Origin of the sequence: Micromonospora sp. CPCC 206061 (assembly GCF_036906915.1) — a bacterium.
Lineage (GTDB): Bacteria > Actinomycetota > Actinomycetes > Mycobacteriales > Micromonosporaceae > Phytohabitans.
Genome location: NZ_JBAKHX010000018.1, coordinates 86,165 through 107,991, shown reverse-complemented (window position 1 = coordinate 107,991; position 21,827 = coordinate 86,165). Strand labels below are relative to the sequence as shown.

Here is a 21,827-nt window from a genome sequence, read left to right as displayed (position 1 = left end):
CGCGGCGCGGTGGGCGCGCTGGGCGTGGCGCGGCGCGGTGGGCGCGGTGCGGCGCGGCGGCCAGGGCGGTGGGGCGGGCGGGGAGGTGCGGTGGGATTAGGCGGGGCCGGTGGAGTCGCGGACTACCAGGCGGCAGGGTTGGCGGATCACGCCTGATGTTGGTTGGCCGTCCAGGGCGGCGAACAGGTGCTTTACCGCTGTCTCGCCCAGCTGTTGGAGGTTGAGGTCGACGGTGGTCAGCGGGGGCTGGCAGTCGGACGCGAACTCGTGCCAGTTGTCGTATCCGACGATCGACACGTCGTCGGGGATGCGCCGGCCGAGGTCGCGCAGCGTGTTGGCCACGCCGGTCGCGATCTGGTCGTTGCCGCAGAAGATCGCGTCGATTTCCGGGTACGAGCTGAGGAGCATCCGGGCGGCGTGCCGGCCCCAGCGCTGCGACCATTCGCCGTACAGCGGCTCGCCGCCCACCAGCGACAGGCCGGCGCCGTCGAGCACCTTGCGCAGGCTGGCGACGCGGTCGCGGGCGGCGCGGTACGTTTCGGGGCCGGTGATGTGGGCGATGTTGCGCCGGCCGAGTGACACGAGGTGCTCGGTGGCGAGGCGTGCGCCGTCGGCGTCGTCGGCGAGCAGGGACAGGTCGTCGGGGTCGTCCGACTCGCCGTACACGTAGACGACCGGGACCGGGATGTCGCCCGTCAGCGACGGGCGGACGTCGTTGGAGTCGCCGAGGATGATGAAGCCGTCGACCTGGCGGGCGAGCAGCGTGCGGATGTAGTGGCGGCGCCGGATGGCGTCGCCGCGGGCGTCGCACAGCAGGACCGACATCTGCTCGCTGCCGAGCGCGTTTTCGACGCCGAGCAGGATCGGGATCGAGAACCGGCCGGCGAGTTCATCGGTGAGCAGGCCGATGGTGCGGGTGCGGCCGGAGATCAGGCCGCGCGCCAGCACGTTGGGTTGGAACGAGAGCTCGTCGGCTGCCGCCAGGACGCGGCGGCGGGTCTCCGGTGCCACCTCGTCGCGGGCGTTGAGCGCTTTGGATGCGGTCGCGATGGACACCCCGGCGCGGCGGGCCACGTCGGTGAGTGTGACGGACTGCGAACGCTGCCTGGCCACCGAAACCCTTTCGAAATGCTTTCGGATACCTCAACAATGTAGACCATGGTGCCATGAGATCCATAAGAAATGTGACCTTGACAGCGGTGTTTGGGCATGGCTAAATTGCCGAAAAGGTTTTCGGGGATCGATGGGGGTGTTGGTGATGTCTCCAGGTGGTGCATCCCCCGTGCGCCCAGCCGGGCCAGTTCACGGTAACCGGTGCGGCCGAGGGCACGTCGCTCGTGGACGCGACCGTGCCGGTGACCACCTGAAGGGGTGAAGATGATCGGACCGGTGCGTCCGTCCACCGGGGCGCTGAGCCCGCTGGGGGTCGACCAGGCGCGGCTGACCGGCGGCTTCTGGGCCGAGCGGCAGGAGCGCAACGGCACGGCCACGATCCCGCATGCGCACGAGTGGATCGAGCGGACCGGCTGGCTCGACAACTTCCGGCTCGCCGCCGCGGGCGAGCTCGCACCGCACCGCCGCCGGGGTCGGGAGTTCTCCGACTCGGAGATCTACAAGCTGGCCGAGGCCATGGCCTGGGAGATCGGCCGTGGCGGCGACGCGCCACTCGACGACCTGTCCATGGTGGTCGCGGCCGCGCAGGAGCCGGGCGGATACCTCAACACCATGTTCGGACGGCCGGGGCAGCGGCCGCGCTACTCGGACCTGGTGTGGGGTCACGAGCTGTACTGCTACGGGCACCTCATTCAGGCGGGCGTGGCCCGGCTGCGCACCGGGTTCGAAGACGCGCTCACCGCCACCGCGATCCGCGCGGCCGACCACGTGTGCGCGGAGTTCGGGGCGGCCGGGCGGCAGTTCCTCTGTGGACACCCTGAGATCGAGATGGCGCTCGTGGAGCTGTACCGGGCCACCGGCACGACCCGCTACCTCGACCAGGCGCGGCTGTTCATCGACCGGCGCGGGCAGGCCACCCTGCCCGACATCGAGCTCGGCCGTGCGTATTTCCAGGACGACATCCCGATCAGGGAGCGGGCGGCGTTCGCCGGTCACGCCGTGCGCGCCCTGTACCTGGCCTGCGGCGCGGTCGACTTGGCGGTGGAGACGGGCGACGACAAGCTGCTCGCCGCCGTCGTCCGGCAGTGGGAGCGCACGGTGGCGGCCCGGACGTACCTGACGGGGGGCATGGGCTCGCGGCACGAGGGCGAGGCCTTCGGCGACGACTTCGAACTGCCCACCGACCGGGCGTACGTGGAGACCTGTGCCGGCGTCGCGTCGGTGATGCTGTCGTGGCGCCTGCTGCTGGCCACCGGCGAGCCGCGCTTCGCCGACCTGGCCGAGCGAACTCTGTACAACGTGGTGGCCGCCTCGACATCGCTGGACGGGCGGGCCTTCTTCTACACCAACACGTTGCACCAGCGGGTGGCCGGCACCCCGATGGACCCGTCGAAGCCGTGGCCGCGGGCCTCGTCGAGCGAGCGTGCGCCGTGGCGAGACGTGTCGTGCTGCCCGACCAACGTCGCGCGCATGCTCGCGTCGCTCGGCGGATACGTGGCGACCGCCGACAGCGATGGCGTGCAGGTGCACCAGTACGCCAGCGCCAAGGTGCGCGCGGGAGAGACCGGGCTGTCGATCGAGACCGGATACCCGTGGCGCGGCGACGTCACGGTGCGGGTCACCGCCACCAGCGACCGGCCGTGGCGGCTGTCGCTGCGGGTGCCCGGCTGGGCAGGTGAGGCCACGCTCGTCACGCCCCAGGGCACCGAGCGGGTCCGGTCCGGGTACGCGGGGGCTACCCGGACCTGGCGCATCGGCGACCAGGTGCGGCTCGAGTTGCCGGTCGGTCCACGGTGGACGGCGCCCGACCAGCGTATCGACGCGGTGCGCGACTGCGTCGCGGTGGAGCGGGGCCCGCTGGTGTACTGCGCGGAGTCGGTCGACCAGGACCCGGCGGTGCCGCTCGACGCGGTGGCGGCGGACCGGTCGGCGCCGGTGGTGGAGCGCCCGCTGCCGGCACTCGGGCCGGACGCCGTCGCCCTCGACGTGCCGGCCGCACAGCTTGCGGTCTCCGCCAACGGCTGGCCGTACGGGTCACCTGGTGGCAGCGAGCCGGAGGCGAGCACGCTCACGCTCGTTCCGTACCACCTGTGGGCCAACCGCGGTCCGGCGACCATGCGCGTCTGGCTACCACAGAGCAGGGGGTGAAACCAATGTCACCGTCTCGCCGCACCGTCCTGCGCACCGGGGTCGCCGGTGCCGCCGCGGCCGCCGGCCTCGCGGCGCTCGATGGCCGGCCCGCGTCCGCCGTCCGGCCGGACACCGAGGTTTCCGTGTACCCGTTCCCGCTTTCCGCGGTGACGCTGCTGACCGGCCCGTTCCAGGCCAACATGGCGCGCACGCACAGCTACCTGAGCTTCCTCGACCCCGACCGGATGCTGCACATGTTCCGGCTCAATGTCGGCCTGCCCTCGTCGGCGGCCGCGATGGGCGGTTGGGAGTCGCCGACCACCGAGCTGCGCGGCCATTCGATGGGCCACCTGCTCACCGCGCTCGCCCAGGGGTACGCCAACGCCGGCCCGGCCGCGTTCAAGACCAAGGGTGACTACCTGGTGGCCGAGCTGGCCAAATGCCAGGACCGCGCGACCACCGCGGGCTTCAACACCGGATACCTGTCGGCGTTCCCGGAAAGCTTCATCGACCGCGTCGAGGCCCGGCAGTCGGTGTGGGCGCCGTACTACACGCTCCACAAGATCATGGCGGGTCTGCTCGACATGCACCTGCTCGCCGGCAACGCGCAGGCGCTCGATGTGCTGACGAAGATGGCCGCGTGGGTGAAGTTCCGCAACGACCGGCTCACGCAGACCCAGCGGCAGAACATGCTGGACACCGAGTTCGGCGGCATGAACGAGACGCTCGCCAACCTCTACCAGCTCACCGCCGACCCCGACCACCTGGCCACCGCGCGGTACTTCGACCACGCCGAGGTATTCGATCCGCTTGCCTCCAATGTGGACGCGCTCAACGGGTACCACGCGAACACGCAGATCCCCAAGGCGTTGGGCGCGATCCGGGAGTACCACGCCACCGGCGAGACACGGTACCGGGACATCGCGGCCAACTTCTGGGACATCGTGGTCGGCCGGCACTCGTATGCCATCGGCGGCAACTCCAATGGCGAGTACTTCAAGGCGGCGAACCGCATCGCCAGCGAGCTGAGCGACACCACAGCCGAGTGCTGCAACACGTACAACATGCTGAAGCTGAGCCGGCAGCTCTTCTTCACCAACCCGACCCGCGCCGACTACATGGAGTACTACGAGAAGGCGCTCTACAACCACATCCTCGGTGCCCAGAACCCGTCGTCGTCGCACGGCTTCCACTGTTACTACGTGCCGTTGCGCCCCGGCGGCATCAAGACCTACAGTAACGACTACAACGACTGGACGTGCTGCCACGGCACCGGCATGGAGAGCAACACCAAGTACGCGGACAGCATCTACTTCCACTCCGCCGACACCCTGTACGTGAACCTCTTCATAGCCTCGGTGCTCATGTGGTCGGCCAAGGCGATCACGGTGCGGCAGGAGACCAGCTTCCCGGAGACGACGAGCAGTCGCCTGACCATTACCGGCTCCGGGATCTTCACGCTAAAGGTCCGGGTGCCGTCCTGGGCCGCCGGCGCCCAGATCCGCGTCAACGGCACCGCCGTCACCGAGCCCGTGACACCCGGCTCGTACGCGACGATCAGCCGCACCTGGGCCTCTGGTGACGCGGTCGACATCTCGCTGCCGATGGCGCTGACCCGCGAGTCCACTCCAGACAGTGCCAGCACGCAGGCGGTCAGGTACGGCCCGATCGTGCTCGCGGGGGCGTACGGCACCAACAACCTCTCCGTGCTGCCCACGCTCAACGCGTCCACCGTCGCGTCGACGTCGACGCCGCTCCAGTTCACCGCGACCGCCAGCACCGGGCAGGTCACGCTGCTGCCGTTCTACAAGACGCACGGCCAGCGGTACACGGTGTACTGGACCGTCGGCACCACACCCCAGCTGCCGCCGTTCGTCGCGCACTACCGCTTCGACGAGACGACCGGCGCCACTGCGGCGGACGCGACCGGCAACCGGCGCACCGCCACCCTCGCTGGCGGTGCGGGCTGGATAGCGGGCCGCACCGGCAACGCGGTCAACCTCAGCGGTTCGACCGCGCACGTGGCGCTCCCGTCGGGCATCCTCGCCGGTGCGACCGCGTGCAGCGTCGCCACCTGGGTCCGGTTGGACACGATCGCGACCTGGGCCCGGGTGTTCGACTTCGGTGCCGGTACCGCCGCGAACATGTTCCTCACGCCGCGCAGCAGTGCGGGCACCGCGCGCTTCGCGATCACCAGCTCCGGAGCTGGCGGCGAGCAACGCATCGACGCGCCGGCGGCGCTGGCGGCGGGCGTGTGGACGCACGTCGCGGTCACACTCTCCGGCAGCGCCGGCATCCTGTACGTCAATGGCGTCGAAGCGGCCCGGAACTCCTCGATGACCCGGCGCCCGGCGGACCTTGGCACGACCACCCAGAACTGGCTCGGTCGCTCGCAGTACGGCGGCGACCCTTACCTCGACGGCGCTCTGGACAACGTCCGCGTGTACAGCCGGGTGCTGACCGCGGCGGAGGTGGCGGACCTGCACGCCACCGGCGGATAGCGCCCCACGAACCCCCGGCTGGTGGTTCCGACCTGCGCCCGGCTGGTCGGGCCACCAGCCGGGCCAGTTTCGGCTCCGCTGCTTCGGGTATCCCGCCCGCATGCGAGCGGTTACCTGGCACGGCAAGAGAGACGTCCGGGTCGACGACGTGCCCGACCCCACGATCAAGGAACCCACCGATGCGGTCATCCGGGTGACATCGAGCGGCATCTGCGGCTCCGACCTGCACCTGTACGAGGTGATGGGCCCCTTCATGGGCAAGGGCGACGTGCTCGGCCACGAGCCGATGGGCATCGTCGAAGAGGTCGGTGCCGAGGTCACCGGCATCAAACCAGGCGACCGGGTCGTGGTGCCGTTCCAGATCGCGTGCGGCCGGTGCTTCATGTGCCGGCAGGGGCTTCAGACCCAGTGCGAGACCACGCAGTGCCGGGACACCGGTATGGGCGCGGCGCTGTTCGGCTACACCAAGCTGTACGGCGAGGTGCCCGGCGGCCAGGCGGAGTACCTGCGGGTGCCGCAGGCACACTACGGGCCGATCAAGGTGCCGGAAGGACCGCCCGACGACCGCTTCGTGTACCTGTCGGACGTGCTGCCCACCGCGTGGCAGGCGGTCGAGTACGCGGCGATCCCGCCGGGCGGGTCGGTGGTCGTGCTCGGCCTCGGACCGATCGGTGACATGTCCGCCCGGATCGCGATGCACCGAGGCGCAGGTCGGGTCATCGGTGTCGATCTGGTACCCGAGCGCCTCGACAGGGCCCGCGCTCGGGGCGTCGAGGTGGTCGATGTCGGTGCGGTCGACGACGATCTCACTGAGGTGATCCGCGACCGCACCGACGGGCGCGGCCCGGATGCTGTTATCGACGCGGTCGGGATGGAGGCGCACGGCGCGCCCGCCGGCAAGTTGGCACAGCAGATGGCCGGCCTGCTGCCCGACGCGGTCGCTGCGAAGATCATGCAGAAGGCGGGCGTCGACCGGCTCGTGGCCCTGCACTCGGCGATCGACATCGTGCGGCGCGGCGGCACGATCTCACTGATCGGCGTGTACGGCGGCATGGCCGATCCCATGCCCATGCTGACCCTGTTCGACAAGCAGGTGCAGCTGCGGATGGGCCAGGCGAACGTGCGCCGCTGGGTCGACGACATCATGCCGCTGCTGACAGGCGACACTGATCCGCTCGGCGTGGACTCGTTCGCGACCCATCACCTGACGCTGGACGAGGCGCCGCACGGGTACGAGATCTTCCAGAAGAAGCAGGACGGCGCGGTGAAGGTGGTCCTACATCCCTAAGCGGCGTCTTCGAACCGCGACCTCAGGTCGCGCATGTCCTCCGGGTCGATGAGCGCCTTGAAGGCCTGCTCCTGGTACTGCGCGGGGATGATCTGGCGGACCCGCTCCGGATAGCCCTCGCCGCCCTCGGCCACCCGGATCACCGGCGGCTGGGCGAACTGGACCGACAGCGGCCCGCTCAGCTTGACCGCGAAGTCCCACGGCCGGTCCTTCTCGGCGACCGCGCACAGGTGGTATCCGTAGAAGGTCTTCACCTCGGCGAGCGTGGCGGCGCCCGGCGGGTCGAAGCCGAGCGTCTCTGCCTCGCAGACAACCTTGCCGGCCTCGGCCACCTCGCCGTGCCCGTGCGCGTGGTGCTCGGTCGTCGTGGACTGCTCCAGGATCGCCGCGACCTGGTCGGCGAGCTGGTTGTGCAGGGTGGGCGGCTCGGCGGTGCCGCCGGAGCCGATGCCGCGCAGCACCACCGCGACCAGAACGGCGGTCAGAACGACGACACCGACCGCGATCCAGCGGGTGTGACCGCGCCTGCGGGGCCGCTGGGTGGCCGTATCGACAGCGGTGGACATGACTACATCGTCCCATCCAAATGTCCCTGGGTGTGGCCCCTCGACGTCCCAACGAGAGGCCACACCCGTGTGGGGGCGGGTCAAGCCGAGCAGGCAGCGCCGTTCAGGGTGAACGCGGTGGGCGTGCCGGGTGCGCTGCCGGTGTATGTGCCCTGGAAGCCGATGCTGGTCGTGGCGCCGGTGGCCAGCGATCCGTTCCAGGTGGCGTTGCGTGCGGTGATCTGAGTGCCGGACTGGGTCCACGTGCCGTTCCAGCCGCTGGTGAGCCGGACGGTCGAGCCGACCGTGAACGCCAGCGTCCAACTCGTCACCGCGCTGCCCTGGTTGGTGATCCGGATCTCCGCCGTGAAGCCGCCGGTCCACACGTTGGGTGTGTGCACAATGGAGCATGCAGTCGGCGGCGGCGTGGTCACGGGCGGGGTGGTAACCGGGGGAGTGGTCACCGGCGGTGTCGTGACTGGCGGTGTCGTGACTGGCGGTGTCGTGACTGGCGGTGTCGTGACTGGCGGTGTCGTGACTGGCGGTGTCGTGACTGGCGGTGTCGTGACTGGCGGTGTCGTGACTGGCGGTGTCGTCCGCGGCGGGGCCGCGATCGCGAGGTCATAGGCCCGCTGCGGTACGAACTGGCCGGCGCTCGCGATGCAGCCGTCGGCTTCGCCCGGCAGCTTGATCCACAGGTACGCGTCAACCGCGGCGTCGCCGGTCACGTTGGTCGTCTCGATGCCGATCGCGCGCCCCGGCGGGTCGCACCACTCGGAACCGGCCGGCCCGTTGCCGTTGCGGCTGGTGTCGACGACGATCTTCAGGTTCGGCGCGCCGGTGGCCGCGACGACCGCCTTCGCGTAGGGGATCAACTCGCTGTTGGTGCGGTAGTTCGACACGTTGACCGAGATGCCGTGCGCGCTGTTCGCGATGTCGGCCTGCACGAGGCGGCGGGCCATCTCGCTTGCCGACAGCCATGCAGAGTGGGCCGCGTCGAAGTAGACCCGGGCCTGGGAAGAGCCGGCGCGCAGCGCCTTGCCCGCGTACGCCATGGAGGCCGCGGTCTCGGCCTGCTGTGCGGCGCTCTGGCAGTCGCTCATTATGGCGAGCACGTCGGGTTCGAGAATGATGTACGCCGGGCGGCCCCCGAGGCCGGCCGCGACCTGGTCGACCCACTGGCGATATGCCTGGTGGCTGGGCGCGCCGCCCGAGCTGGCGCCGCCACAGTCCCTGTTCGGCACGTTGTAGACCACCATGATCGGGATCTTGCCGGCTGCGGCGGCCGCGCCGACGAACCCGTCGACCTGCGCCCGTACCGCCGAGGTGTTGGTGGTGGTGAACCAGCGCGCCTGGGCCACGTTGGCGATGCGGTCCCGGATCACCGGGGTCCGTGAGTCGTTGGGGTTGGCGGCGACCCAACGAGCGGCCCCCGTGTCCGGGTCGACATAGAATGCGGACTCAGCGGCGGCCGCGGCGTGTGGTCGCAACAACCCGACGCCGACCACGGTCGCGACCGAGGCCAGGCTCATGGCGGCGGTCGCGACGGCCGCGGTGAGCACGGATCTCCTGCGCATGCGGGACTCCCTTGCATCGAGCGGTCTCTGTGGAAGCGCTCCCACGCATCGATTACCGTACGTGGATGTTGCGAGAATGTGAAGTCTTCGCGGCGTGCTTTCTCGGGGGGTGGCACATGCACCTGGTCATTACAGCGGACACCCACGTGCCGAAGCGCGCCCGCGACCTGCCGGCGCCCCTGTGGGCGGCCGTCGACGCCGCCGACGTGGTGATCCACGCTGGCGACTGGGTCGACGTCGCCCTACTCGACGCGATCGAGGCGCGGGCGGCCAGGCTGATCGGCGTGTACGGCAACAACGACGGCCCGGCGCTGCGGGCCAGGCTGCCCGAGGTGGCTCGGGCCGAGCTCGACGGGCTCCGGCTGGCGGTCGTGCACGAAACCGGTCCCGCGGGTGGGCGGGAGCGCCGGTGCGCGGCCCGGTTCGGCGACGCGGACCTGCTGGTGTTCGGCCACTCGCACATCCCGTGGGACACGGTGGCGCCGGGTGGCCTGCGGTTGCTCAACCCGGGTTCACCCACCGACCGTCGTCGCCAGCCCCGGGCGACGTACCTGACCGCCGCGGTGGAGGCGGGCGCCTTGACCGAGGTCCGACTTCACCCGCTCTGATGCCGGATTGCGGGGTTGCGTCCCGCAAGGGCGGGACCCATATAGTCGCTGGGTGACGGAGCCGGGGGAGAGCCGCCGCGAGACTTCCGGGGTGATGGGGTACGTCGCGGAGCTTCAGCAGTTCGACCAGAGCATGACCGTCGACGAGCCATCTGCGCGGGACCCCGAGCCCGAGCCGGCCATCGAGCCGGTGCTCGCCCCTGTCCGCGTACCCGAAAAGCTGCCGTGGACCCGCATCGAGGTCGTCCTGGCCGTGGTGTTCGTGATCGTGGCGGCGACTGTCGTCATGGGTGGGGCGTACGCGTTGATGGAGCGGCGGCGGCCTACCGGTGAGGTGGCGTTGCCGCTCCCGATGGTCGTGCCGTCGCGGCCGGCGGCGTCGCCGCCGGCGGAGGGGGTGGCCAGTCCGACGCCCACGGCTGGGGTCCGTGGCGAGAGTCGCCAGCGGACGTCGCCGGGCGCGGGGCCGGTGCCCGCGAGTCCGACGCCGGAGTCGGCTACAAGCGCGCCCGTCGCGGCGGCTGACCTGCACGCGAGCTATGCACGCGCGGCCAACACCGGCCTGTTGGGGCTCGGCGGGTATCGCGGCGAGGTGACCGTCCGCAACGAGGGTGCGGGTGCGGCGCGGGACTGGCAGGTCACGCTGAGCCTGCCGGCCGGGCTGGAGGTGAGCGGCGCGTCCGGTGCGCAGTTCGCACAGGACGGGACGCTGGTGATCTTCACGCCTGAGGACGGTGCCGCTGCGGTGCCGCCCGGCGGGTCGGTGGCGTTCACGTTCGACGTGCCGGGATTGCTGGCGGGCGAGCCGACCGGCTGCGCCATTGATGGGCGAGCTTGCGCGTAACTTCTGCCTTTTGTCCGAAAAGCCCCGAATAACCCTAGATTGAGTTGCATGATCAGGGGGTATGGAGGGCTGCGAGTGACAGGAGGGGACGCGTATGTCCGAGCCCTTGGCGGTGGAGCACGTCGATATCGACGGCGCGCTCACCGATATGTGGAGATCAGTGCTGTTGTTCGTGCCCAAGGCGATCGGGTTCATCGCGATCCTGGTCGTGGGGTGGATCATCGCCCGGTTCGTGCTGAAGCTGGTCGACCGGATATTGGAGCGGATCGGCTTTGACCGCGCGGTCGAGCGTGGCGGCATCGGCCGCGCGCTGCAAAACAGCAAGTACGACGCGAGCGACATCGCGGCGCGGATCGTGTACTACGCGGTGCTGCTGTTTACGTTGCAGTTGGCGTTCGGGGTGTGGGGGCCGAACCCGATCAGCGATCTCATCAGCGCCGTTGTCTCATGGCTGCCGAAGGCGTTCATCGCGATCGTGATCGTGGTGGTGGCCGCGGCAATCGCCAACGCGGTGCGTGACCTGGTCACGGGGGCGCTGGGCGGCCTGTCGTACGGGAAGTTGCTCGCCAACCTGGCGTCCGTCTTCATCATCGGGCTCGGCGTGATCGCCGCGCTCAACCAGGTGGGCATCGCGACGACCGTCACGACGCCAGTGCTGATCGCCGTGCTGGCCACGGTGGCCGGCATCCTTATCGTCGGCGTTGGTGGCGGTCTGGTGCGGCCGATGCAGCAGCGCTGGGAGGGCTGGCTCGACCGGGCGGCCGCCGAGACGCAGGTGATCCGGGAGCGGGCGCAGGCCTACTCGGCTGGCCGGGAAGACGTCAACCGGCAGATGGCTGACCGCACCGAACCGTTGCCGACGGGGGCCGAGGCGCCCGCGATGGCGGCATCCCAGCCGTCCCAGCCGGGGGTGTACCAGTCGTCGGCGGGCTCGCCGCCTCCGGCAGCTACGGCGGCTTCGGCACCTCCGCCGGCTCCGCCCGCGGCGCCGGCCCCGGGGTCTTTGGCCAACGACGAAACGCAGCGCATCGAGCGCCGGTAGAGCGCTCTGTCGTCCCGCCGATCTTGTGGCCTGAGGGCTGCGAGATCGGCGGACGGCGCGATGGGTGGCCTAGCGGGCGAGGGCGCAGACCGCCAGGAGTCGGGTCAGGACCCAATCTTGCGCGGCGCTCCAGTCGATCGCCTCGGGCTCGCGCCAGCCGTGCTCGACGGCGGCCTCGCGGACGCCCTCGGCGTATCCGGCCAGGTGTACCGGGGTCAGCTCGCGCAGGTCACCGAAGAGGCTGTCGCGGATCGCGGCGGCGTGCTGGTCGATCGCGGCCAGCAGGCCGGGGTGCCGAGCGGCGGCTTCGAGACCGGCCGCACCGATGGACGCCATCAAGCTGGCCAACACGGAGCGTGCTGACTTCGTGGCGGAGCGTGCGGAAAGGTCGCTGAGAAACCCGGTCATAGTGACTCACCGTAGTCGCGGGCCGCGCTGTGGTCTTCGGCCAGTCGGCTGATTTTGCCTGTTCTCCGTGAGAGGGATGTCACGGACTATTCGTCGCTGCGCACCTTGACCGGGCGGCGACGCATCGAGTCGTCGGCCATGATGACCGTCGCGACCATGAGCGCCACGACGACGCTGAACAGCCACGACTCGTCTGGCAGCAAGCGGGCGGCGAGCGGGGCCTGCAGCGCGGTCAGCACGAAGCCGACCCACGCGAAACGGCGCTGGTTTGGGGTGAGGAAGCCCGGGGCTTGGCGCATCCGGAAAGTCTGCCGTGCGGTTTCGGGACTGCCATGGGACGTTCGGCTGATAACGATTGAGCCGTCCGGTCGAGACTGCCGTTAATCGCGTTGGCCGCCCCGGGTGTCCGTCGGGAAAGATCGGAACTCATGTCGACCGCCAAGACCGCGACCCGTGGGTCGTTGCTCCTGCTGGCCTACTTCGCGTTCATCAGCCTGGGACTGCCCGACGGCCTGATCGGCGTCGGCTGGCCGTCGATCAGCCCCGACCTCGGCGTGCCGCTCGACGCGGTGGGCCTGCTGCTGATCGCGGGGACCACGGGGTACATCACGTCGAGCGTGGCGGCCGGCTTCACGATCGCCCGGCTGGGCGTGGGCTGGCTGCTCGCCGGGAGCACCGCGCTCGCCAGCCTGGCGCTGACCGGGTACGCGACGTCGCCGGTGCTGGCCATGATGGTCGGGTGCGCGCTGCTGCTCGGGCTCGGCTCGGGCGCGGTCGACTCGGGGCTCAACGCGTACGCGGCCGCCGCCTTCGGCCCCCGGCACATGAACTGGATGCACGCGTTCTTCGGGCTGGGCGTCGCGATCGGGCCGCTCATCATGACCTCGGTGATCAGCGCGGGGCTGTCGTGGCGCTGGGGGTACGCCGCGGTGGCGACGGCGCAGGCGGTGCTGGCCACCGCGTTCGCGCTCACCGCGCGCAACTGGGCGGCGCACCGGCCGGTGGCGGACGGCGAGGCGCCCCTACTCAAGGTGCCGATCCGCGACACGCTGGCCATCCCCGCCGTGTGGTTCGGGGCGCTGGCGTTCGCCGTGTACGTGGCGGTCGAGGTGGCGGCGGGGCTGTGGGCGTACCTGCTGCTGACCGAGGGGCGCGGCCTGAGCGGCGCGGTCGCCGGTGTGTGCGTGTCCGGGTACTGGGCCAGCCTGTTCCTGGGCCGGGTGGTGCAGGGCGTGGTCGCCGAGCGGCTGGGCAGCGATCAAGTCCTGCGGGCCAGCCTGGCAGGCATGGTGTTCGGGGCTGTGCTGGTGGCGCTGCCCGCGCCCGGCTGGGTGGCCGTGGTGGGGCTCGCGATCATCGGGTTCGCGGCGGCGCCGGTGTTTCCGCTGATGACGCTCACGACCGCGAACCGGGTTGGCCCGGCGCACGCGGACCGCGCCATCGGGGTGCAGATCGGGGCGGCTGGGCTCGGCGGTGCGCTTCTGCCGGGCGCGGTCGGTGTGCTGCTGAACCGCCTGGACGTGGAATACCTGGGGCCGGCGCTGGTGACGCTGGCGGTACTGCTGCTGGCGCTCTATGTGGCGTCGGCGCGCCGGCCCTCCTCGGCTGGTTAGGCCTTAGTGCGGGCCGGTCCGGCCCGTCGTGGTCGGACGGTCCTCGTGGTCAGGGATGTCCTCGTCGTGGCCGGCCTCCTCCCTGCCGGAAAGGGGGAGCCGGCGGCCGCCGGCTCCCCCTGCTTCCTGATCGCTACAGAATTGGGCTTCCTGATGGCTACAGCATTGGGCTTCCTGATGGCTACAGCATTGGCTGCGGCCTGTCGGTGCCGGGCCTCTCGCTGCCCGGCTTGGGCACCTCGCCACGCCACGCGCCAGTTTCCTGGCCGCCGCGCTGCTCGATGTACTCCTTGAACCGCTTGAGGTCACCCTTCACGCGCGTCTTCAGCACGCCAAGCTTGTCGGCGCCCTTCTCCACCGCGCCCTCGGGTTCGAACTCCATCTGCGCCGTCACGCGGCTGTGCGTGTCGTCGAGCCGGTGGAACGTCACCACGCCCGCCTGCTTGGTGCCAGCCGTGGAGGTCCAGGCCACCCGCTCGTCGGGCAGCTGCTCGGTGATCCGCGCGTCGAATTCGCGCTTGATCCCACCGATCTCGACCTTCCAGTGGGTCATCGTGTCCGACATCTGCCGGACCTCCTGGACCCCTTCCATGAACTGGGGGAACTCCTCGAACTGGGTCCACTGGTTATAGGCCGTGCGGACTGGTACCGCAACGTCCACAGACTCGGTAACCCCACCCATTGGTATTCCTCCTAACCGTCGTTCGTGCGTTGCAACGTGGCCCATTCCTCGGTGACCGTCTTTCGAACGTCACATCCGGGGCGAGCAGGTCCCCACGCCCAAGCGCGGACCGTGCCTGCTGCTGCCACGTGCCATACATTTGCGGTACCCGACGCTTGGGCGGCCAAACACCGCCCCTAGTCACAGAGGCCTACTCGGAGGGCTCGGTGCGTGGAGGGAGTACCGGGTCGTCGGGGTCGTGGGTGCCGGCCTGGATCTGGCGGCCGCGCTGCAACTCGGCGTTGATCTCCACACCGAGCATCAGGGCACAATTCGACAGGTACAGCCAGATGAGAAAGGCGATCACCGCGCCCAGACTCCCGTACGTCGCGTCGTAGGAGCCGAAGTTCGCCACGTACAGCCCGAAGCCGAACGACACGAGCCCCCATGCGATCAGCGTCGCGAACCCGCCGACGGTGAGCCACCGGAACCGCGGCGGCTGCACGTTCGGCGCGATCCAGAACATCAGCGCGAGCAGCAGGAGCATCACCAGTATCAGCACCGGCCACTTGACGATCGTCCACAGTGTCTTGGGTGCGTTGCCGAGCTTCAGCGCGTCGCCGATCGCGTCGGTGACCGGGCCGCTGACGATCAGGATGACCGCGACCACCGCCAGCAGCACCAGCGCGGTTGCCGTCACGAGCAGTTGAAGCGGGCGCAGCTTGTAGATCGGCCGCCCCTCGGCCACCCCGTAGATGGCGTTCGACGCGCGGGTGAAGGCACCGATGAACCCGGACGCCGACCACAGCGCGCCGATGAGGCCGAAGCTGAGCAGCACGCTGGCCGAGTCTTGATCGGTGACGCTCTTGATGATGCTGACGACGTTGTCGTTGGCCACTACCGAACCGGCGCCCACGTCCTTTGCCAAGTCGGTGATGGTGGTGACCGTCTGCTCGCCCTTGGAGACCAGCCCGACGAGCGCGACGATGACGATGAGGCTGGGGAAGAGGGCGAGCACGCCGTAGTACGTGAGCGCGGCCGCCCAGTCGGTGCAGTTGTCCTTCATGAAGCCCTTGGCGCTGCGGACCAGTACGCCGCGCCACGTCGACCAGCGCAGGTCGCGCAGCCCGCGGGGAATGCTCATCCGGTCGGCTGCCGTCGTTGCCATGCCCGCCGGTACCCGGGTGTGACCAGGCACAAACGTTTGCGTGTCGATGAACGGGGGAACCGCGATCGAAGAGGCAATGTGAGGAGGTCGCCATGCCGGCACGCAAGGAGATGCCCAGCACACTGAAGCGCTCGCCGAAGAAGGCGCAGGAGACGTGGGCGAAGGCGCACGACTCGGCGGTCGATACGTACGGCGAGGGTGAGCGTTCGCACCGCACCGCCTTCTCTGCGCTCAAGCACTCGTTCGAGAAGGTCGGTGACCGCTGGGAACCCAAGAACGGCAAGGGGCCGAGCGACGCTCAGGCCGCCCGCAGCCGCCGGGCCAAGCCGGCCAAGACGGCGGGTGGGGTCGACGCGAACGCCTCCAAGGAGCACCTGATGGAGGTCGCGAAGAGGCTCGAGATCCGCGGCCGGTCCCGGATGACCAAGTCGGAACTGGTCGACGCGATCCAGAAGGCGAACAACCGCAAGACCGCCAAGGCTCGGAGCAAGTAGCAGCTCAGCGTCGGGGTGCTTGGGCGAGGTGGCCGACCTTCGTGACGGTCATCTCGTCCAGCAACTCCGGGCCGTACCCGAAGCCCTGGCCGCTGCCGCGCCGGGGGTGGGCCGCGCCGCCGGGCGCGCCGCCGAACACCGCGTTCACCTTGACGGTGCCGACCGGCAGCTCCCGCCAGGCCCGCTGGGCGTGCTCCCAGGAACCGGTCAGCACGGTCGCGGCCAGCCCATAGGGCGAGTGGGCCGCGCGGGACAGGGCCTCGTCGAAGGAGTTCACCACCATCACCGGCGCGACCGGGCCGAACGTCTCCTCGCGCATGACCGCCATGTCATCGGTGCAATCCGCGAGCACGGTCGGTGCATAGTACGCGCCGGGACCGTCCGGGACGGTGCCGCCGCACAGGAGGCGTGCACCCCCGGCCATCGCCTCGGTCACCTGCGCGTGCACCTGGTCCCGGTGCCTGCGGTCAACGAGCGGGCCAAGGTCGGTGCGCGGGTCGCGCCCCGGACCGACCCGCAGCTCGTGGCACGCCTGGACAAGTGCGGCGAGGAACTGCGGCGCGGTAGCTCGGTGCGCGTACACCCGCTCGACCGCGACGCAGATCTGCCCCGAGTTCGCGAACGCGCCCAGCGCCACCTGTTCCGCCGCCCACTGCGGGTCGACGTCCTCATCGACGATCAAAGGATCGCTGCCACCGTTCTCCAGCAGCGCCTTCGCGCCGGTGCGCGCGCACGCCGCCGCGATCGAGCGGCCCGCCGCCGTGGAGCCCACATGCGCGACCACGTCGACCTCGTGCCCGGCCAGCGCGGCGCCGACATCACCGCCGCCGGTCAGCAGCGACAGCACCCGGGTCGGCAGGTGTTCGTTGAGAAGCCGGGCGAGCAGCCAGCCGGTCGCGGGCGCGCGCTCGCTCGGCTTGTAAACGACCGTGTTGCCCGTCACCAGCGCCGCGCCGAGCAGGCCACAGGAGACGGCGACCGGGTCGTTCCACGGGGTGATGACCGCGACGACGCCGCGCGGCTCGTACGCCATCAGGTCGATCGCGTGCGCGCCGCCGGCCAGCGCCTTGCCGCGGTGGAGCGGACCAAGCTCGGCGTACTGGCGCAGCGTCCCCACGCCGGCCTCTACGGAGGCCCGCGCGCCATCCAGTGGCTTGCCCATCTCCGCGGTCATCGCCTCGGCCAGCCGGTCGGCCGCGGACTCGACCGCGTCGGCCGCCAAGCGCAGCGCGGTGCCACGGTCGGCGGGCGCCATCCGGGCCCAGGCCGGCGCGGCCTGCTGGGCGCCCTTCACCGCCGCGTCCACGTCGGCGGGCGAGGCCATGGGCACTCGGCTCACCGGCCGGCCGTCCGCCGGGTCACACACCGTCAGGTCCCCGCTTCCGGGCAACCACTCACCGTCAACGAGCTGCTCCACCTCGTACATGCGGAGGTGATCCCCCGGGCGGGGGTGCGCGAAACGCGCGACAATGGGACCGATGGTCGACGCTGTCGTAATCGGAGCGGGGCACAACGGCCTCGTCGCCGCCAACCTGCTCGCCGATGCTGGCTGGGACGTTCTGGTGCTGGAGGCCACCGGTGCGCCGGGCGGCGCGGTGCGGTCGGGCGAGGTCACCGCGCCCGGCTACCTGAGCGACCTCTTCAGCTCGTTCTATCCGCTCGGATACGCCTCACCGGTGATGCGCGGGCTGCGCCTGACCGAGCACGGGCTCAGCTGGCGGCACGCCCCCGAGGTGCTCACCCACGTGCTGCCCGACGGGCGGGCGGCCACGCTGAGCCGCCGGCCGGAGACCACGGCGGCGTCCGTCGAACAGTTCGCCCCGGGTGACGGGACGCGCTGGCTCGACGCGTACGCCGAGTGGTCCGGCCTTTCCCAGCCGCTGCTCGACGCGCTGTTCACGCCGTTCCCGCCGGTGGCCGGCACGCTGGCGGCGCTGCGGCGGCTGCGGACGGCCGGGGCGCTGCGGATGGCGCGCCGGCTCGTGCTGCCCAGCCGCCAGCTCGGTGGCGAGATGTTCGAGGGCGAGGGCGCCCAGTTGCTGATGGCTGGCTGCGCGCTCCATACCGATCTGTCCCCCGACGACGTCGCCAGCGGCATCTACGGCTGGTTGCTCGCCATGCTGGGGCAGGAGTTCGGGTGGCCGGTGCCCGCCGGGGGCGCGCAGCAGATCACCGACGCGCTCGTGCGCCGGCTGCGGGCCCGCGGTGGGCGCATCGAGTACGACGTGCGCGTCGACCGGGTGCTGACAGCGCGCGGCCGGGCGATGGGAGTGTCCACTGTGGGCGGCCGCCGTTGGCGGGCCCGCCGTGCCGTGCTCGCCGACGTGCCGGCACCGTCGCTGTACCTGCACCTGGTCGGCGCGGCGCTGCTGCCACCCCGGTTGGTGACCGACCTGGAGCACTTCAAGTGGGACGGTTCGACGGTCAAGGTGGACTGGGCGCTTGCCGGCCCGATGCCCTGGAAGCACAGCGCGGCGGCTGGTGCGGGCACCGTACACGTGGGCGCCGACCTGGATGGCCTGACGAAGTACGCGGCCGCGCTGGCGTGCGGTGAGGTGCCGCGGCACCCGTTCCTGCTCGTCGGGCAGATGACCACCGCCGACCCGGCGCACTCACCACCTGGCACCGAGTCGCTGTGGGCCTACACACACCTGCCGTTCCGTCTGGATTGGACAGCCGACGACGTGGCCGAGCACGTGGCGCGCATGGAGGCGGTGCTGGAGGAGTACGCGCCGGGCTTCGGGAGGCTGGTGGTGGGGCGGCACGTGGCCGGCCCCGCCGACCTGGAGCGGGAAAACCCCAGCCTCGTGGGCGGCGCGGTGGGTGGCGGCACCGCGGCGGCGTACCAACAGCTGTTTCTGCGGCCGATTCCCGGGCTGGGCCGGGCGGACACGCCGATCGACCGGCTGTATCTGGCCAGCTCGTCGGCGCACCCGGGCGGCGGCGTGCACGGCGGCCCCGGCGCCAACGCGGCCCGTGCCGCTCTGGCCCGCGACCGGGCCCTGACCGGCGCCGTCTACAAGGCGGCGATCGCCGCCGCGCACCGCGCCATCTACCGGTGATCGAAGACCCGGTCGGCGGTGGTGGGGCGGCCGAGTAGCCAGCCCTGACCCAGGTCGCAGCCGATCGCGCGGAGGCGTTCCAGCTGGGCGGCGGTCTCGATGCCTTCGGCCGTGACCGTGAGGTCCAATGTGTGTCCCAAGTGGACGAGCGTGGTGAGCACCGCCTCGTCGGTGCGGCCGGCGAGGCCCGGACGGCCAAGGCTCGCGCTGAACGCGCCGGCCAGCTTGATGCCGTGGACGGGCAGCCGTCGCAGGTACGCGAGGCTGCAGTACCCGGTGCCGAAGTCGTCGAGCGCGATCCGCACGCCGAGGCCGGCGAGGGCGTGCAGGTTGGCGACCGCGTCGGCCTCGGCGGTCATGACGTCGCTCTCGGTGATCTCGAGCTGTAGCAGCTCGGCCGGCAGGCCGGTGCGGTCGAGCACGGTGGCGACGTCGGCCGCGAGGCTGGGATGGCAGAGCTGCCGGGCGGCCAGGTTGACGCTCACCACCGGCGGCTCGGGCCGGGCGGTGCGCCACCGCACGGCCTGCCGGCACGCCCGCTCCAGCAGGTGGATGCCTAACGGCACGATGAAACCGGAGTCTTCGGCCAGGTGGATGAAGCGCGCCGGCGGCAGCTCGCCGAGCTCCGGGTGATGCCAGCGGGCCAGCCCTTCGACCCCGGCCACCGAGCCGTCGGCGAGGCTCATCAGCGGCTGGTACGCCAGGCTGAACTCGCCGCGGGCCAGCGCGCCGGGCATCTCCGCCGACAGCTTGTAGCGGGCGACCTCGCGGGCGCTACGTATCTCGTCGAAGAGCTCGAAGCGGTCGCGCCCCTCGGCCTTGGCCCAGTACAGGCTCATGGCGGCGGCCCGCAGCGCGTCGACCGGGTCGGCGGCGTCGACGGCGCGCTCGACGACGCCGGCGCTGGCGGTCATCGGCAGCTCGTGCCCGTCGATGTGGAACGGCGCCCGGAGCGCGGCGAGGGCCCGGTCGGCGGGCTTCACCGCGTCTTCCGGCCCTTCTGTGTCGCGGATCAGCAGCGCGAACTGGTCGCCGCCGAGATGAGCGAGGGAGCTGGCGCGGCGACGCCTGGACCGAGGAGCGAAGCGACGAGGGAAGGCGTCGCCTTCGGCGCCGCGCGACTGAGCGAGTCCGGAGTCAGAGCCTTCGGCGCCGCGCGACTGAGCGAGTCCGGAGTCAGAGCCTTCGGCGCCGCGCGACTGAGCGAGTCCGGAGTCAGAGCCTTCGGCGCCGCGCGACTGAGCGAGTCCGGAGTCACAGTGCGCGGCCTCGTCGCAGAACAGCGACAGGCGCTCGGCCACCGCGACCAGTAGCCGGTCGCCGACCGCGTACCCGAGGCTGTTGTTGACAGCGGTGAAGCGGTCGATGCCGATCACGCAGACGCCGAAGCGCTCCGGCGGGTCGGGCGCGGTGCGCAGCGCAGCGAGCCAGTGGGTGACCAACGCGCGGTTGGGCAGGCCGGTCAGGGCGTCGTGGAGCGCGGCGTGGCGCAGCCGCTCCTCGCTGCGCCGCAGCGCCTGCTCAGCCTCGGTGCGCGCGGCGATGTCGGCTCGGCGCAATGAGTCCTGCTTGTCGAGTGTGCGGTCCTGCAGCGCGGCGGTGTATCCCATGCAGAGGGCCTCGACCAGCGCGGTCAGCCGGTCGCGGCTGATTAGGCCGTGCAGTTCGAGGTCGGCGAGCAGCCGGGTGCTGAGCAGCGTGACGGTGCGGCCGAGGGCCTCCGGGGCGATCGCGTCGGCCTCGGCCAGATCTGTGCCGACCTGGTAACCGCCGTACGCGTCGAACGGATCGGCGGTCAGCGCGGCCGCCAGCCGCTCGGTCAGGTCGAGGAAGAACGCCTCGCGCTCGGCCCGGGTCATCAGCACGTAGCTGGCCTCGTGCACCGCCTGGCCCCAGGCGAGCGCGAACCGTCGCGCGGCGGTCATGGCTTGCGTCCCACGCCGCCGTAGTTCGCCGACATCTCCGGCCGTTCGGGCACGTCTTCCGGCGACTCCGGCCGCCACTCCGGCACCCAGACGAGGCCCGGCTCGACCAGCTCGAACCCTTCGAAAAAGCGCAGGATCTCGGCGTGCGCGCGCATGGCCAGCGGGGTGGTCGTGCTCTCGGTCATCTCCATGATCTTGTGGAACTCGTCGGGGCGGCTCTCGTAGGTCGCGTGGCCGATCACCAGGTAGCTGCCCGGTGCCAGCGCGTCCTTGAGGGTGGCCACCGCGCCGTACGGGTCGCGCTCGTCGCGCACCGCGTGCAACACCGCCACCATCAGCAGCGCGATCGGCTGGTCGAGGTCGAGCAGCCCGCGCACGTCGGGGTGGCCGAGGATAGCCCGCGGCTCGCAGAGGTCTTCGCGGATCACGGTGGCGTTGGGGTTGCCGGCCAGGATCTGGCGGCTGTGGGCCACCGCGACCGGGTCGATGTCGACGTACGCCACCCGCGCGCCAGGGTCGACCTTCCGCGCGATCTCGTGCACGTTGCCCACGGTGGGGATGCCGGACCCGATGTCGAGGAACTGGCGGACGCCGACGCTCAGGGCGAACCGGACGGCGCGGTGCAGGAAGGCGCGGTTGACCCGGGCCTGCCGCCGCGCGTCTGGCATCAGTGTGACTATGCGTTTGGCCAGCTCGCGGTCTGCGGCGAAGTTGTGCGATCCACCAAGTAGGTAGTCGTACGCCCTGGCGAGGGTGGCTGTGCCCATGTCGACGTCCTCGGCGTTCGTCACGGTCTTGAGTATCCTGTGTCCGGGGTCACACCTCAAACCGTCTGCCGGCCCGTAAGG

General features: G+C 70.8%; 19 protein-coding genes. 9 read left to right on the top strand and 10 right to left on the bottom strand.

The features are described 5' to 3' along the window. Positions 1–96: 96 nt before the first annotated feature. Positions 97–1,113 (bottom strand): LacI family DNA-binding transcriptional regulator, encoded by a 1,017-nt coding sequence (locus V6V89_RS15665; RefSeq protein WP_334619833.1) that lies wholly within the window; start codon positions 1,111–1,113, stop codon positions 97–99. Between the two features lie 264 nt (positions 1,114–1,377). Between V6V89_RS15665 and V6V89_RS15660 the strand changes: the two genes are divergently transcribed. From V6V89_RS15660 to V6V89_RS15650, 3 genes are all read left to right on the top strand, one after another. Beyond that, the gene (locus V6V89_RS15660; RefSeq protein WP_334619832.1) at positions 1,378–3,261 is read left to right on the top strand and encodes a glycoside hydrolase family 127 protein; all 1,884 of its coding nucleotides are present in this window, start codon (positions 1,378–1,380) and stop codon (positions 3,259–3,261) included. Between the two features lie 5 nt (positions 3,262–3,266). Beyond that, positions 3,267–5,744: a glycoside hydrolase family 127 protein gene (locus V6V89_RS15655; RefSeq protein ID WP_334619831.1), complete on the top strand. Its 2,478-nt coding sequence runs from the start codon at positions 3,267–3,269 to the stop codon at positions 5,742–5,744. 100 nt (positions 5,745–5,844) lie between these two features. After that, positions 5,845–7,032, top strand: coding sequence for a zinc-dependent alcohol dehydrogenase (locus V6V89_RS15650; protein ID WP_334619830.1), 1,188 nt, complete (start codon positions 5,845–5,847; stop codon positions 7,030–7,032). Here V6V89_RS15650 and V6V89_RS15645 read toward each other — a convergent pair. Together V6V89_RS15645 and V6V89_RS15640 are read right to left on the bottom strand one after the other, a co-directional pair. Beyond that, positions 7,029–7,598: a hypothetical protein gene (locus tag V6V89_RS15645; protein ID WP_334619829.1), complete on the bottom strand. Its 570-nt coding sequence runs from the start codon at positions 7,596–7,598 to the stop codon at positions 7,029–7,031. The two genes, V6V89_RS15650 and V6V89_RS15645, sit on opposite strands and share 4 nt — an antisense overlap. An 80-nt stretch (positions 7,599–7,678) precedes the next feature. Beyond that, entirely contained in the window at positions 7,679–9,154 is a 1,476-nt protein-coding gene (locus tag V6V89_RS15640; RefSeq protein ID WP_334619828.1) for a glycoside hydrolase family 6 protein, read from the bottom strand. A 116-nt stretch (positions 9,155–9,270) separates the two neighbouring features. Here V6V89_RS15640 and V6V89_RS15635 point away from each other — a divergent pair, with 116 nt between their 5' ends. The 3 genes from V6V89_RS15635 (at position 9,271) to V6V89_RS15625 (ending at position 11,648) form a co-directional block, all read left to right on the top strand. Then, complete coding sequence (locus V6V89_RS15635; RefSeq protein WP_334619841.1) at positions 9,271–9,762, top strand: metallophosphoesterase family protein; 492 nt, start codon at positions 9,271–9,273, stop codon at positions 9,760–9,762. Between the two features lie 52 nt (positions 9,763–9,814). Further along, positions 9,815–10,606 carry a cellulose binding domain-containing protein gene (locus tag V6V89_RS15630; RefSeq protein WP_334619827.1) on the top strand — a complete coding sequence of 264 codons (792 nt, stop codon included), beginning with the start codon at positions 9,815–9,817 and terminating at the stop codon, positions 10,604–10,606. Between the two features lie 94 nt (positions 10,607–10,700). Next, positions 10,701–11,648, top strand: coding sequence for a mechanosensitive ion channel family protein (locus V6V89_RS15625; protein WP_334619826.1), 948 nt, complete (start codon positions 10,701–10,703; stop codon positions 11,646–11,648). A 69-nt stretch (positions 11,649–11,717) separates the two neighbouring features. On the opposite strand, the gene V6V89_RS15620 is transcribed toward V6V89_RS15625, so the two are convergent. Then, positions 11,718–12,056 carry a DUF6401 family natural product biosynthesis protein gene (locus V6V89_RS15620; protein ID WP_334619825.1) on the bottom strand — a complete coding sequence of 113 codons (339 nt, stop codon included), beginning with the start codon at positions 12,054–12,056 and terminating at the stop codon, positions 11,718–11,720. A gap of 86 nt (positions 12,057–12,142) precedes the next feature. Beyond that, complete coding sequence (locus V6V89_RS15615; RefSeq protein ID WP_334619824.1) at positions 12,143–12,355, bottom strand: hypothetical protein; 213 nt, start codon at positions 12,353–12,355, stop codon at positions 12,143–12,145. Positions 12,356–12,484: 129 nt separating this feature from the next. Here V6V89_RS15615 and V6V89_RS15610 point away from each other — a divergent pair, with 129 nt between their 5' ends. Continuing rightward, positions 12,485–13,669, top strand: coding sequence for an MFS transporter (locus V6V89_RS15610; protein ID WP_334619823.1), 1,185 nt, complete (start codon positions 12,485–12,487; stop codon positions 13,667–13,669). A 181-nt stretch (positions 13,670–13,850) separates the two neighbouring features. On the opposite strand, the gene V6V89_RS15605 is transcribed toward V6V89_RS15610, so the two are convergent. Both V6V89_RS15605 and V6V89_RS15600 read right to left on the bottom strand, forming a co-directional pair. Next, positions 13,851–14,351, bottom strand: a complete 501-nt coding sequence (locus tag V6V89_RS15605) for an SRPBCC family protein (RefSeq protein ID WP_334619822.1) — start codon at positions 14,349–14,351, stop codon at positions 13,851–13,853. Positions 14,352–14,541: 190 nt separating this feature from the next. Then, the gene (locus V6V89_RS15600) at positions 14,542–15,498 is read right to left on the bottom strand and encodes a YihY/virulence factor BrkB family protein (RefSeq protein WP_334619821.1); all 957 of its coding nucleotides are present in this window, start codon (positions 15,496–15,498) and stop codon (positions 14,542–14,544) included. Positions 15,499–15,590: 92 nt separating this feature from the next. Here V6V89_RS15600 and V6V89_RS15595 point away from each other — a divergent pair, with 92 nt between their 5' ends. Beyond that, positions 15,591–15,992 carry a ChaB family protein gene (locus V6V89_RS15595; protein WP_334619820.1) on the top strand — a complete coding sequence of 134 codons (402 nt, stop codon included), beginning with the start codon at positions 15,591–15,593 and terminating at the stop codon, positions 15,990–15,992. Between the two features lie 4 nt (positions 15,993–15,996). Here V6V89_RS15595 and V6V89_RS15590 read toward each other — a convergent pair whose 3' ends face one another. Further along, the gene (locus V6V89_RS15590) at positions 15,997–17,418 is read right to left on the bottom strand and encodes an aldehyde dehydrogenase family protein (protein WP_334619819.1); all 1,422 of its coding nucleotides are present in this window, start codon (positions 17,416–17,418) and stop codon (positions 15,997–15,999) included. A gap of 43 nt (positions 17,419–17,461) precedes the next feature. Here V6V89_RS15590 and V6V89_RS15585 point away from each other — a divergent pair, with 43 nt between their 5' ends. Then, entirely contained in the window at positions 17,462–19,054 is a 1,593-nt protein-coding gene (locus V6V89_RS15585; protein ID WP_442935150.1) for a phytoene desaturase family protein, read from the top strand. Here the strand turns inward: V6V89_RS15585 and V6V89_RS15580 are convergent. After that, the gene (locus V6V89_RS15580; RefSeq protein WP_334619817.1) at positions 19,045–20,979 is read right to left on the bottom strand and encodes a putative bifunctional diguanylate cyclase/phosphodiesterase; all 1,935 of its coding nucleotides are present in this window, start codon (positions 20,977–20,979) and stop codon (positions 19,045–19,047) included. The two genes, V6V89_RS15585 and V6V89_RS15580, sit on opposite strands and share 10 nt — an antisense overlap. After that, positions 20,976–21,746, bottom strand: a complete 771-nt coding sequence (locus V6V89_RS15575) for an SAM-dependent methyltransferase (protein ID WP_334619840.1) — start codon at positions 21,744–21,746, stop codon at positions 20,976–20,978. The genes V6V89_RS15580 and V6V89_RS15575 overlap by 4 nt, the downstream gene beginning before the upstream one ends. Between the last annotated feature and the right edge of the window lie 81 nt (positions 21,747–21,827).